13 protein-coding genes are annotated in these 12,608 nt (G+C 33.9%); 1 reads left to right on the forward strand and 12 read right to left on the reverse strand.

Annotated features, from left to right (window positions below):
• Window positions 1-2: 2 nt before the first annotated feature.
• The 12 genes from H3T55_RS12785 to H3T55_RS12840 all read right to left on the reverse strand — a co-directional run bounded on the left by H3T55_RS12785 (window position 3) and on the right by H3T55_RS12840 (window position 11,623).
• On the reverse strand, window positions 3-1,193 hold the full coding sequence (locus H3T55_RS12785; protein WP_225534940.1) for a polysaccharide pyruvyl transferase family protein: 1,191 nt from the start codon (window positions 1,191-1,193) through the stop codon (window positions 3-5).
• Window positions 1,194-1,196: 3 nt separating this feature from the next.
• The gene (locus H3T55_RS12790) at window positions 1,197-2,414 is read right to left on the reverse strand and encodes a hypothetical protein (RefSeq protein WP_225534939.1); all 1,218 of its coding nucleotides are present in this window, start codon (window positions 2,412-2,414) and stop codon (window positions 1,197-1,199) included.
• Window positions 2,407-3,108, reverse strand: a complete 702-nt coding sequence (locus tag H3T55_RS12795) for an acyltransferase (RefSeq protein ID WP_225534938.1) — start codon at window positions 3,106-3,108, stop codon at window positions 2,407-2,409. Before H3T55_RS12795 ends, H3T55_RS12790 begins: the two co-directional genes overlap by 8 nt.
• The gene (locus H3T55_RS12800; protein WP_225534937.1) at window positions 3,101-4,420 is read right to left on the reverse strand and encodes a glycosyltransferase; all 1,320 of its coding nucleotides are present in this window, start codon (window positions 4,418-4,420) and stop codon (window positions 3,101-3,103) included. Before H3T55_RS12800 ends, H3T55_RS12795 begins: the two co-directional genes overlap by 8 nt.
• A 4-nt stretch (window positions 4,421-4,424) precedes the next feature.
• Entirely contained in the window at window positions 4,425-5,615 is a 1,191-nt protein-coding gene (gene cps2T / locus H3T55_RS12805) for a beta 1-4 rhamnosyltransferase Cps2T (RefSeq protein WP_225534936.1), read from the reverse strand.
• Complete coding sequence (locus H3T55_RS12810; RefSeq protein ID WP_263864720.1) at window positions 5,615-6,322, reverse strand: sugar transferase; 708 nt, start codon at window positions 6,320-6,322, stop codon at window positions 5,615-5,617. Before H3T55_RS12810 ends, cps2T begins: the two co-directional genes overlap by 1 nt.
• 215 nt (window positions 6,323-6,537) lie before the next feature.
• Window positions 6,538-7,302, reverse strand: coding sequence for a tyrosine-protein phosphatase (locus tag H3T55_RS12815; RefSeq protein WP_225534935.1), 765 nt, complete (start codon window positions 7,300-7,302; stop codon window positions 6,538-6,540).
• 25 nt (window positions 7,303-7,327) lie between these two features.
• Window positions 7,328-8,029: a CpsD/CapB family tyrosine-protein kinase gene (locus tag H3T55_RS12820; protein WP_088271301.1), complete on the reverse strand. Its 702-nt coding sequence runs from the start codon at window positions 8,027-8,029 to the stop codon at window positions 7,328-7,330.
• An 11-nt stretch (window positions 8,030-8,040) separates the two neighbouring features.
• A complete protein-coding gene (locus tag H3T55_RS12825; protein WP_225534934.1) occupies window positions 8,041-8,868 on the reverse strand; it encodes a YveK family protein in 828 nt (275 codons plus the stop codon).
• 163 nt (window positions 8,869-9,031) lie between these two features.
• Complete coding sequence (locus tag H3T55_RS12830) at window positions 9,032-9,850, reverse strand: hypothetical protein (protein WP_225534933.1); 819 nt, start codon at window positions 9,848-9,850, stop codon at window positions 9,032-9,034.
• A 65-nt stretch (window positions 9,851-9,915) separates the two neighbouring features.
• Window positions 9,916-10,896 carry a diaminopimelate epimerase gene (gene dapF, locus H3T55_RS12835; RefSeq protein WP_225534932.1) on the reverse strand — a complete coding sequence of 327 codons (981 nt, stop codon included), beginning with the start codon at window positions 10,894-10,896 and terminating at the stop codon, window positions 9,916-9,918.
• A 118-nt stretch (window positions 10,897-11,014) separates the two neighbouring features.
• Window positions 11,015-11,623 (reverse strand): superoxide dismutase, encoded by a 609-nt coding sequence (locus H3T55_RS12840; RefSeq protein ID WP_225534931.1) that lies wholly within the window; start codon window positions 11,621-11,623, stop codon window positions 11,015-11,017.
• Between the two features lie 169 nt (window positions 11,624-11,792).
• Between H3T55_RS12840 and H3T55_RS12845 the strand changes: the two genes are divergently transcribed.
• Window positions 11,793-12,605: a DUF1189 domain-containing protein gene (locus H3T55_RS12845; RefSeq protein WP_225534930.1), complete on the forward strand. Its 813-nt coding sequence runs from the start codon at window positions 11,793-11,795 to the stop codon at window positions 12,603-12,605.
• Window positions 12,606-12,608 lie beyond the last annotated feature (3 nt).

A 12,608-nucleotide genomic window follows, 5' to 3' on the forward strand; every position in this document is an offset into this window, starting at 1 on the left:
TATTATTTCTCCTCAGATAAGGTTGCATTAAAATCAGTATAAATTCTAGAAATAGCTTCTTTAACATTTTTTTCAGACTCTTCAATATTTACTTTCAGTCTTTCTCTATCTTCAACAAGTTTTTTAGTTCTCTCAATAGCTTCATCAGTTGTTAATGTTTTTCCATCTACAACATGACAATAGCCTAAATTATTGAATACACCTTCAAATTTTCTGCTATATGCTAAAGGGATAGTCGGAACTCCTGATGAAAATGATGCAATAGTAGCATGCATACGTGAACCAATAAATAGATCCATCAACGAAATATATGATTTTGCTTCTATTGGATCATTGAATATCGGTGCTACGGTTAAAAATTCATATTTATTTTTCAATTCATGACTAACTAAGATATCATTTTCAATTGAATCAACATAGCTGTCTTCAGGCTCTTTAACAACATGTGGAACGATGTAAATATTATATTTTCCAGTAGAATTAAGCCACTCTATAATAGAGTATATATATGTTTTATAGTCAATTGTTAACCCAAATTGATTTTCTTGAGTGTATCCTCCCACCCATAATAATTGAGAAACGTTAATCCCAATATTTAACTTATCTTGTTTGATAGAATAGAAACTATTGTCATAAGGAAGAGTAAAAGCAACATCTGTAGATGCACTCACTTCTCTATTACTCAGTTTAGCTAAAGCCTCTTTAGACAAAATATCTCTAGATAATACGACACTAGCTTTATTGACAATATATTTAGCCAAAAATCTGCCAAACCCTGATTCAAAAGGTCCATATGTTTGAGGTGCTAACATAAGTGGTGTCCTAGAATATACCGTAATAAGTTTGCCTAAAGAGGCTCTCAACATCCATTTTTTCCCATATATATCTGAAAAACTATCGCCACCAGTAATATCAATGACATAATCCATTTTTTTAATAAGAGCATATAACTCAATTATATCTTTTGGTTTTTTATAACTAAATGAATGCAGTTTTATCTGTTCTTTTTCTAGCTGAAAGTACTTTTTTAACAGAACTTTATTATCTTCATCAGTAGATTCAAGCAAATTGATTTCGTATTCAATTCCTGCTTCCTTCATCAAATCATCTACTATTTTTATTACTGAAAAGCCTAAAGCAGAAACACCTTTATTCATACTTGTTAAATCAACACCCATAAACCCAATCTTCATAATTTACCTATCCATTCTTCTCAATTTTCTTTCAAAATAACCAATTGACATACAAAACGAAATCATACTAACACCATTATAGAAACCTGAAATAACATACATCGAAACCATTATCCCCACATAACAACCTATTAAAAACAAATGATACTTTTTATTTTCTTCATTAGAACGCAAACATAACTTAATAACTCTATATAGAGATAAGATAAAGAATACAAATAGTAATAGCAATCCAATGATCCCAACTTTATATAGTATGTAGTAATAGCCATTATGTAATATTGGTATACTTGAAAAATAGTTATCACCTAACAAAATATATACACCTAGATCCAACAAAGCACCAAAACCAAAGCCAAATAACTTAGTAAAGAAATCAGCATATTTAATTTGTTGAACTACTAAAAATATCTCATAACCTCTCCAATTATTATTTATTGTAAGCCAGTCCCAACTCTGATATTTAGAATTAATTTCTGTAAAAGATTTTGTAAATTTATTTATTAGCTCTTGAAACAAATCAATATGGCTTATAGCTTTAAAAAAAAGAACTAGTAAAATTATATAGATTCCATATAGTGATACTTTTTTTAAATTCATGCTCCTAAAGGAAAAAAGTAGTAGAAATGGAATTAAAACAACTAATGTTGTTCTAGAAACATATAACATTATAGATAAGATAAAAAGAATACACAGACTCTTTCTTATACTTACTAATCTATTACTTAGTTCTTCTTTTAAATTCAAACAAAACACTAGAGCAAGAATTGTTACCATCGACATATTTCCACCAACACCACGAATGATTTCAAAGCCGACCCCTTGCTTAGCAACTGCTATGATAACAAGTATAATATGTCTTAAACTCACAAAAAGACCAGATAGAACTACTGAACTCATAAACAAATCATTTTTTCTTAAATTATCCTTATACAAACTGGCTCCTAACAAAATGAAAATCACTGGACTTAATGTTTTATAAACATCTCTGTATAGATCTTTGTTAAAAAAACCATAATTTAAAACACCAATGACTGTACCAAATAAAACGATCAATAACAATGGGCTGACATGCCTGATATCTTTTAAATAAATTCCTCTTTTCACAAAATCGATCAACAGGATAACTACAGCCACAAATATAGTTACATCACTATTAGTTATTTCTGCTAAAAATAAAAAAAGACTAAAAAACAATGATAGTATAGTAGTTTTATTCACTCTTTTCTCCTCTTGTCTTTAGTTTTTTTGCTGGCATGCCACCAATTATTTCATTACTTGAAAATTTTCCAGAAACAACAGCATTAGCAGCTATCACACAGCCTGAACCAACTTCAGAACCATCAAGAAAAACCACACCAGAACCGATCCAGCAGTTATCTCCTACTTTAATCCCTTTTCTTGTAACTCCTTGTTCACGTATCAACACATCCAGATCAGCAAATTTATGATTTTCTGAGTGAAAACGAACATTTTGACCAGAAATAACATTTTGACCAATCTTGATTCCTCCAGCTGCGCCAAAGAAGGTATTTTCAGCAAATGAAGAATTCTCCCCAATTTCAATCCCTTTTCCTAGATTTTCCAAACTGCCAGTACATAATATTTTACTGTCCGCACCTATTTTGACACGATCTCCTAATGTAATCCCTTCTGTGGATAAGCCATCTAAAATAACTCTGTCATCTAGCCTAACATTGTTACCAATGCTTATATGTTTTTTCACCCGTATTGCAACTTTTTTGCCAACAATAACATTTTTGCCTTTCTTTTTTAATGTGACTGTTCTTAATTTACCTCGAACTAACCCAAAAATAAACTTTTGACCTAGCATCATTATATAAGAAAGAGGGACTTCCTTTGATAGTTTAAATCTTTCTTTCCCTAACACTTTAACTATGATAAAGTTAATCATTTTCAGTCTCCCTCGTTATCGCTTCATAAACTTTTTTAATCTCTATTGTATGGTTTTGAATAGTCTTAGGTTTCTTAACTAAAATTTCATCTATGTTAATATTTAAAATAATTTCTTTTAATTCAGCAATGCTAGAATAAATGTATTGACCTTCTACTAAGTCTTTTGCTCCCACGTTATTGCTTACAACAACGTGTGTACCACAACTCATAGCTTCTAAAACAATAAGACCAAATGTCTCCTTCCATTTACTTGGCACTATCAAAATATCAATATTTTCATAAACTTTAAGCAATTCAGTTTTTGAATATCGTCCATGATTAATAATTTTACTGGGCAGATTATAGTTTGCATCATCCCCATAGGCATGGAATTCAAATTCTGTCCTATCATTCAATTCATTCAATAATATTAAAAAATCAGTAAATCCTTTAAACTCTTTATATGGACCTATGTATCCTATCTTAATTGGATTTATTTTATTTCTTTCTTTACTGGGCACTTTTGGTAATACAGATGTAATTGAAATTACTCCATAACGTTTTATGGATATATTGTTTAAATAGACTTCTCTAGCTATTTGGCTATTAAAATGGAAAAAATCAATTTTATAGAGCATCGATAAATAATATTTTTTTAATAAGGAAAATTCTCTTTCCAGTTCAGAAGTGATAATCAAATCAGATTGGTCGTCAGTACTACTCTTAGAAAAGTTTATAGACTTGGTCTTTAGATACTTGATCACACTTCTTATCAAATTGTAATGCTCTAATTGAAATATTCTCAACTTCTTTACTGATAAAGCATTCTTTGATACCTTTATCCAATTTTCAACAGTATTTTGATTATGATAACTCAGACCATCTAGAAAAAAATTAGGTTCTGGAGCAACGCCAAAATAATCATGTGTTGTAAATACGACTTTTTTTTGCATTTCATTAGCAGCTTCAAAAAACTCTTTATGTATCCCCATCAATGTATGGACATGTATGACATCCACCTCAATTGCTTCAAAAAATCTCGTGTAAATCCTCTTGTCAACTGTTTCCATAAATTTTTGAGGCTCCTTAATCCCTCCAAATAAGGGTAAGGGTAGAGAATTTATTAATTCATAAACCTCAAAGTTTTCTTTTGACTTGCTCTTATTTTTTTTGATCCTTGGTTTGCTAAAAAAAGGATTTATTTTTCCTGGAAATAGATAAATAATCTGTTCTCCTGACACCATTTGCTCATCTATCAAATCGAAAAGATATTTTACTAGTCCCCCTGTTCTATTTGGAGGAAAACCAAGTCCATAATGTAGTATTCTCATCTTTCTACCTTTCCTCACTAAAGAAAAGATTTTCATATAAATTATTTATATATGACCAACTAAAATCTCTAATAATTCTTTCCTTAGCTTTTTCATTCATCTCTAGCCCTTTTTTAGAGAAATCAACTTCATCAATTACTAAGGACAATTCATCATTATTCTTAGACCAATAAAAAGCATTTTCTTTTGCAACTTCTTCATTAAATCCTACATTAATTAAAAGGTTTCGTTTTGTAGAGACCAATGCCTCTAACAAAGAAGGGTTAGTTCCGCCAACCTCATGACCATGCAAATAGGCAAAAGCATTTTCTCTAATATATTTTAGAAGCTCCTGATCATATACCGTACCAACAAATTTAATTCGTCTATCATTTTGAAATTTAGTTTTCTCCAATAAACTTTTATAAAATTTATTATTCTCAATATTTGTAATCAATACAAAATCTTTTTTTGTTGATGACTTCATAAATTCGCGAATCATCGTTTCATAATTGTTTTCTGGAACAAAACGACCAACTACAAGATAGTAATCATCTTCTGAAATTTCGTGCTTAGAAAACCACTTTTCAACAGATGAACTTTCTGAAGTCAGATTTGATTTCTCAATATCCGTCCCATAAGCAATATAAGTTGTTTTTGGCGTATATTTTTCATAATCGGTCTTGATATATTTTTCTATATTCAAGCTATCACAAATCATCAAGTCTGCATGCTTTACCATTAACTTTTCTGAAAATTTCCAGTATCTACGAACAGGATAACTCCATTTGGCTCTTAACCATTCATGACCATCGGGATTTACATAAAGTTTTCCCCTAATTTTCTTGATCTTTTTTTTATAATGATTGAGAAACGGACCTATTCGACATGCTAATATATAAAAAATCGGTTCTATATCACTATTTTTTTTAGCTAGCTCGATGGCATAATCTAATGCTTTTATATCATAATAAATGGCTCTAGCTGGACCGATATTTGGCACCGCTATATTAAAACAGTCTGCTTGATTATATTCAAAATGCTGTTCTCCATCTCCGTATAGATCGTCTCCTACATTCATACAAGCGACATGATACTGAATACTTCTAGACTGCTTGTATTCTGTCAACTTCTCAACAAAGGTTTCAAAGCCTCCATACTTAGCCGGAATCCCCTTAGAGCCAATAATATATACATGCTGAATCTTTTTATTCATTAATAAGCTCCTCTAGAAAAAAACATCACGATCACTGTTTGAAACATGATTTTCAGATCATTCCAAATAGATTGATTTTCAATGTACTCCAAATCAAACTCGACCATTTCATCAAAATGAACATCGTTTCTACCTCTGACCTGCCATAATCCTGTACAGCCAGGTTTCACATTCAATCGTTGTAGATCACGTTGTGTATACTGAGAGACTTCTCTTTCTAATGGAGGTCGTGGCCCAACGAGTGACATGTCACCTTTTAAAACATTCACTAATTGGGGCAGCTCATCAATGCTTGTTTTGCGTATTTTTTTTCCTATTTTCGTTACTCTTGGATCGTTCTTGATTTTGAACATAGCCCCTTCGATTTCATTTTGCTCAACTAGATCATGAAATTTTTCTTCTGCATCTGTGCACATCGAACGAAATTTATACATTGTGAAGTGACTGCCTTTTTTCCCGACCCTTTCCTGAGAAAAAACAACTGGTCCATTAGGATCTTCTTTTCTGATCAAAAATGCGACAATAAGAAATACAGGGCTTAATAAAATCAAGCCGCAAAGACTACCAACAATATCGATCGTTCGTTTGAGTACGCGAAAACGAATAGATTGTGATTCAACTATCGATACAGAAATCTGCTTGTCAGGCTGTGATGTCTGCTTTTTTTTCTGTATACTTCCTCCAACACTTACTATTTTTTCCTCCAATTTCAACACTCCTTTTATGATAGGGTAGGAACAAACTATTTACTGATGCTATTAGCTTTTCAGTTTTTTCGAACCTCAACAGCTGCTGATCCCAGCATTCCCTAATATTTCAGTTGATTTAAGATACAACCAATATCAAAAATCACATATACCAACACCTAATAATATATACAAAAATTATATAAAACTCTTACACTCACATTTTTCTATTTCGTTTAAAACAGTCGAAATCGTTTCTTTTGTAGTTCTTCAAATTCCAATGTCTGGACAGGATCACCATTTAAAATATCTTTCGCAACCTGCTGCATCACTTCAACGTGCGCAGTTCCCATATCTTTGGCAATCGCATCGTACGCTTTCTTCATAAAAAATCCGCGTTTTTTTACATTATGAGCATCTGAAGCCATCATCGAAACCATATTATGGGCAACCATTTGTTTGGCTGTTCGCTCGATTTGTTTTCCAAAAACACCAACATAGCTAGGCGCTGTTAATTGAGCAAGGGCACCCATCTCCAAAAATGGCAACAACCGATTAGGATCTTCAATAAATTTATTGTTTCGCTCTGGATGCACAATGATTGGAATATGATTTTCATCAAGTAGCTCAATAAAAAGAGGCTCTGCATATGCTGGAACATCGTTTGTTGGAAATTCGATCAAAATATAACGATTATTCAAGTCTGCAAATAAGATTTTATTTTCTTTGATCTGCTCTCTGATATTTCCAGCAATTCGAACCTCTTGACCTTCAAATAAGGTAAGAGGTATATTTCGCCTGTCCAGTTCTGCTTGTAACGCTGAAACACAGGATATGACCTGACCTGCTGGATTGTCATATCTGCCATTATTATGATGCGGCGTGCACAAAATGTGAGTAATGCCTTGTTTCACAGCCATCCTAGCCATGTCAAGCGAGTCATCGATCGTTTTGGCCCCATCATCAATACCAGGTAATATATGGCAATGCAAATCAATCATTGGTATTTATCCTTTCTGCCTATCCTCATGAACCATAATAGTAGCCTTGATCTGTTATACTTTTAGAGCCGTTATAAACAACTCCTAAGATATTGGCATCTACAAGTTCTAATAAGTTTTTAGCTTTTAATAGAGAGTCTCTTTTTGAGACATTTTCACGGACGACCAAGATCGTTCCGTCTGATTTTGAGGATACGATTTGTGCGTCTGTCACTGCCACAACAGGAGGCATGTCAAAGATGACCAAATCATATTGTTGTTTTAAATCTTGGATAAGCTCTTCCATTCTCCTAGAATCCAGTAACTCAGATGGATTAGGCGGTTTAGGTCCGCTTGTCATAAGGAATAAATTATCAATGCCGGATGACTGAACGACCTGATGCAGCACAACTTCTCTGCTACCCAAAAGGGTACTCAAGCCTCGAACATTGTCTAACGAAAATGTTTTTGCCACCGTTGGTTTGCGCATATCTGCATCTACTAATAAAACACGCTTCCCAGAATTAGCAAACACGATCGCTAAATTGGCAGAGGTCGTTGATTTTCCTTCACTTGGACCTGAAGAAGTAACGACTAATGTTTTTAAGTCTCTATCGATCATTGCATATTGTATGTTCGTTCTGATCGTTCGATATTGTTCTGATATCGGTGATGATTTATCTGCTAAAGTTATTAGACTGACTGCTTTTGTTTTTTGTTTTTTTTGATTTCTTATTTTATTTGACATTCTATACTCCTTTAAACTCGTGGACGACTTCTACGCGCTGGGGTAGAAGTATCTGAGTTGAGATCTTCTTTTTGAATGACTCTTGCTCCCTCTTTGGCAAAACCGCTATTTGGCTTTGAAACCGTTGAAGGTGAAGGGCGAACAACCTTTGCATTTAACTCTTTAGCAGTCATATTTGGAACAACACCTAATATCGTAAATCCTAATTCTTCTTCCACAAAGCTGTCATCTTTGATTGTCTTATCAAATAATTCTAAAATGAAGGAAGCCATGATTCCAAATAAGAGCCCTAATGCTAGTCCTATCAATAGATTGATTTTATCATTAGGTGACACTGGATTTAAATTGGCCGTCGCTTCTGAAATGATCGTAATCTTATCGACATTCAGCATGTCTTTTGCTTGCTCTTGGAAAACCAAAGCTGTCTGATTGGCAATATTTTGAGCAACCAATGGATCTGTTACTTTAGAAACGATCGAGAACATTTGAGAATTTTGAGACTGATTGACTGATACACTTGCCTTAAGTGCCTCAACAGACAAATCACTTTGATGGTCCACTTTCATCCTTTGCTGAACTTCCGTCATGACCGTATCACTTTTGATCAAATCTTTATACGTATTGATCATCTGAAGATTCCCATTGATATCATTCACATTCGTCGTTTCATTTTGCGGCAGACGAACGATCAATTGGGCTTGGGAACTGTATTTTGGTGTAATAACAAAATAGGTTAAAACTCCAGCAACCCCCAACCCTAAAAACATACTAACGATAATTAGACCTATACGTTTTCTTAAAACTCCGATGAGTTCTTGTAAACTTATTGTTTCTTCCATTTTTTCCTCCATTACTACACAATTAATTATAATTTTAAGCTTAAGCAAGTACAAGGGTATTCGACTAATAAAATGTTATCAACTTTTTCGATATTTTTTCAAATAATTGATAATTTATTTAAAAAGCAATCGATATATTGCATTATTATTTAATAAATATTAACTAAATTGGTTCTTCCAGCAAATTTTCCTCGCCAACAATTTGGGCATTCATAAGCTGATCGATTTGTTCTAACCGTTCTGACAACCCTTTTCTCAGCGTTGTATTCTTCACCTGTGTGACTAGATTGAAATGGTGGATAAACGTTTCAAGCGTCGCTTCACTCGTTAAAGCTTGTCCATCGATCATTTTATCGATTCCTTGTTCGATTTCGTTATACAGTTTTACTTGAACATTCATCTCATTTAAAAATGCACTGATACTATTTGACCACAAGCTATTAAATTGAACGACATCATTATGTAATTTAAGTAAATTCTCTACAGTGGCATTTTCATTGATTATCACAGCGTCACTAGTGGATTCCCAATTTTCTGGTGTTTGAACCAACATTTCCTGTAATTGCTGCTGAATCGTATATTTAGTTTTAATATCTGCTACCTTAGAAAGCAATACTTGTTTATCTTTTGATAATTGTGAGATATCCAAAGGCAAATGTTCAGACTTGAGTCCAAAGTCCGAAGCTTCTGTCTTTAATTGATTGATTTTGCTTTCTAGTTGTTTGATTTGTACTTCTTCTATTGATTCAGTCAAAAACTCTTCCGTTTCATCTTTATAAAGCTTACTGAGCTGTTTATCTAAAAACGTGATTTTTTCTGTTTCATTTCTTATCGTTATTTCTGCGTAATCGATTTTTTTTTGTCGTCGCTGCTCAGCATTCATCCTTACTCCTAAAAAACAAATCAACAACGAACTACCAATGACTGCTATGCAGCCAACCCTTTTTATCAGATTCATGTTTACCCAACCAAAATTATTCATTTTGACACTCCCTTAGTTCTCCAAAGCGATCCTCTTGTTTCGATCAGACAAGATCTCCCAGCGCACTAGTCTATTTTGATCGATTCTAAAAATGCTATGTAAGCTGCCTGTTCATCTGTTTCATCGATCTGTAATCTATTGAACTGTCCATCCGTAAAATCAACTAAATCACCTGACAAAAGATGTGTCACACTTGCATTACCGATCAATTCCATCCAATATCCTTCAGCATCGTCTTCATGAACAACTGTTTTTACAATTCCTCCCACATTTTTAACTGTGACTGTTTCTCCAAATACTCGCTCATTCAACAATACATACATCAAGCTGCTCGCACACATTGCTGTTCCACATGCGCTTGTAAAACCTACTCCACGTTCATAGGTCCGAACAAACAATTGATTTTCTCCCAAAATCTCAACAAAACTGACATTGATTCCATCTGGGAAAAGCGGATTCTCTCCATTGACATAAGCTGCAATCCGTTCAAACTCCGGACTAACCAACATTTGATGATCTACAAATGCAATAAGATGAGGATTTGGAACTGCTACTACAGAAAATTTTATTTCATCAGATAGTTCTGGTATTACTTCATCAATAATTCTATTTTTATTCGTCACCATCGGTATTGCCTCTGCTTCAAAACGAACAGGTGAGATCTCCACTTGATAGGTAGCTACCCCTTTGCCTAATTCTTCGGCTCTGCGAACTTTAAGATCCGCAAACATCGTTTCTACTATAAATGACTGTTCATCATGCTTTTCAGATAAATATCTAGCAACTGTCCGCAAGCCGTTTCCACACATACTCGCTTCACTGCCGTCTGAATTAATGACACGCATCTTTGCTAATGCTTCACCTTGTTTCGATGCTTCAACAAGCAATAATCCGTCCGCGCCTCCAAGCAATCCGTTTTTACGATCGCATAAGCGAATACGTAGGTCTTCAAGTTCTTTTTTCGTAAAAGGACGCTCTAACTGTAATTGATCAATCAAAAAAAAGTCATTTTCTGACCCGTGGACCTTCTGTATTTTTAGATTCATTCTCATCAAGCTCCTTCAGCTATCTTTTTCCTACTATTAGTATGCCACAAATAAAAAGAGGAAAACAGTACATTTTACTGTTTTCCTCTGAAAAGATAGAATTTCTATTATTCTCTACTTATTTTGCTGCAGCAAAATGTTTGTTTACTTCATCCCAGTTCACAATGTTCCAAAATGCGTCAATGTATTCTGGACGAACATTTTTATAGTTTAAGTAATACGCATGTTCCCAAACGTCTAAACCTAAAACTGGTGTTTTGCCTTCCATTAAAGGAGAATCTTGGTTAGCAGTTGATGTCACTTCTAATTTGCCGTTATTTAAAACTAACCATGCCCAACCAGAACCGAAACGTCCTGTTGCAGCAGCTTTAAATTCTTCTTTTAGTTTGTCAAAGCTACCAAAAGCTGCATCGATCGCATCTTTGATATCTTCAGTTGGTGCGCCGCCTGCATTAGGTGCCATGATGTTCCAGAAAAATGCATGGTTCGCATGTCCGCCACCATTGTTACGTACAGCAGTACGAATATCTTCTGGGATCGCATCCATGTCAGAAATCAATTCTTCTACAGATTTCGAACCAAGTTCAGGGTGTTTCTCAATTGCAGCATTTAAGTTCGTCACATAAGTGTTATGGTGTTTGTCATGGTGTAAATGCATTGTTTCTTCATCGATGTAAGGTGCCAACGCATCATAAGCATAAGGTAATTCTGGTAAAGTGTAAGTCATAAAAAATCCCTCCATTTAAGTAAGTATAAATTTTCATACATTTATAGCATAACAGATTTTATGCTAACCTTCAAAGTAATTGCTTACAAAAATTTGCACGACACTTGTTTTTACAGGTTAACTCCTTTAAAATGACGACTGTACGTAAAATCAAGTCAGGAGAAAATCTATGAATACATTCACATTATTTAAACACGCTTTTTTTCAATTTTCCGAACTTCATAAAGCAAAGAACATGCCCTTTTGGAAAGTCATTTTGTACATCCTTTTTTTAAGTGTGATTCTTGCTTTTCCATTAACAAAACAAATATTTTCTATGGTTCAAGATATCAAAAATGATGGTCAAAAAATCGCTGAAAAATTACCTGATTTTACAATTACCGATGGTCGATTAAAAACAGATCCTTCTACCAAAGGTTTTATTTATCAAACAAATTCGATTATCTTCACCTTCGATCCGGAAGGAAAACGTTCGCTCAGTGATATTACCGCTGATTCTGTGGGAAATGCAGTCAGTGTCGGTTTTTTAGATGACGAGTTTGTTGTTTCCCTACCAAGTTCTGGAACGGCAGATGCCTTATTTGGCACAAGTCAGTTTGAAGTGCCTTATTCACAAGGTACTCTAGATGGATTGAACAGTCAAGATTTGAAACAAGCACTAGATGAATCGAATGTGCCATTTTGGCTCAAACTCATTGTTTTTGTAGTTACATTGTATCCAGCATTTATTAATTTGATCATCAATCTATTGCTGATCACGATCGGTGCCAATCTTTATAGTAAAGTTCGTTTATACAAACTGCGCTTTCTTGATTGCTTAAAGATAGTTGTCTACTGCTCAACCTTACCAGTGATCGTCAGCAGCTTACTCCAACTGTTGGTCAGACCTTTTGATGATAGCTTTTTGATCATTTTCGTTTCGCTGATGCTCTTTTTCTTTGCTACCCGAAAAGAAGCGCGGCAAGAACCACCGACGATCTAATCT

The sequence above is a fragment of the Enterococcus sp. S22(2020) genome (assembly GCF_020295385.1).
In the GTDB taxonomy this organism is placed as follows: Bacteria; Bacillota; Bacilli; order Lactobacillales; family Enterococcaceae; genus Enterococcus_L; species Enterococcus_L dunnyi.

Bases quoted from the DNA above. Each gene is read 5' to 3' on its own strand.
- H3T55_RS12785 (WP_225534940.1), bottom strand. From the start codon at position 1,193: ATGAAGATTGGGTTTATGGGTGTTGATTTAACAAGTATGAATAAAGGT.
- H3T55_RS12795 (WP_225534938.1), bottom strand. From the start codon at position 3,108: ATGATTAACTTTATCATAGTTAAAGTGTTAGGGAAAGAAAGATTTAAA.
- H3T55_RS12800 (WP_225534937.1), bottom strand. From the start codon at position 4,420: ATGAGAATACTACATTATGGACTTGGTTTTCCTCCAAATAGAACAGGG.
- cps2T (WP_225534936.1), bottom strand. From the start codon at position 5,615: ATGAATAAAAAGATTCAGCATGTATATATTATTGGCTCTAAGGGGATT.
- H3T55_RS12815 (WP_225534935.1), bottom strand. From the start codon at position 7,302: ATGATTGATTTGCATTGCCATATATTACCTGGTATTGATGATGGGGCC.
- H3T55_RS12820 (WP_088271301.1), bottom strand. From the start codon at position 8,029: ATGTCAAATAAAATAAGAAATCAAAAAAAACAAAAAACAAAAGCAGTC.
- H3T55_RS12825 (WP_225534934.1), bottom strand. From the start codon at position 8,868: ATGGAAGAAACAATAAGTTTACAAGAACTCATCGGAGTTTTAAGAAAA.
- H3T55_RS12830 (WP_225534933.1), bottom strand. From the start codon at position 9,850: ATGAATAATTTTGGTTGGGTAAACATGAATCTGATAAAAAGGGTTGGC.
- dapF (WP_225534932.1), bottom strand. From the start codon at position 10,896: ATGAATCTAAAAATACAGAAGGTCCACGGGTCAGAAAATGACTTTTTT.
- H3T55_RS12840 (WP_225534931.1), bottom strand. From the start codon at position 11,623: ATGACTTACACTTTACCAGAATTACCTTATGCTTATGATGCGTTGGCA.
- H3T55_RS12845 (WP_225534930.1), top strand. From the start codon at position 11,793: ATGAATACATTCACATTATTTAAACACGCTTTTTTTCAATTTTCCGAA.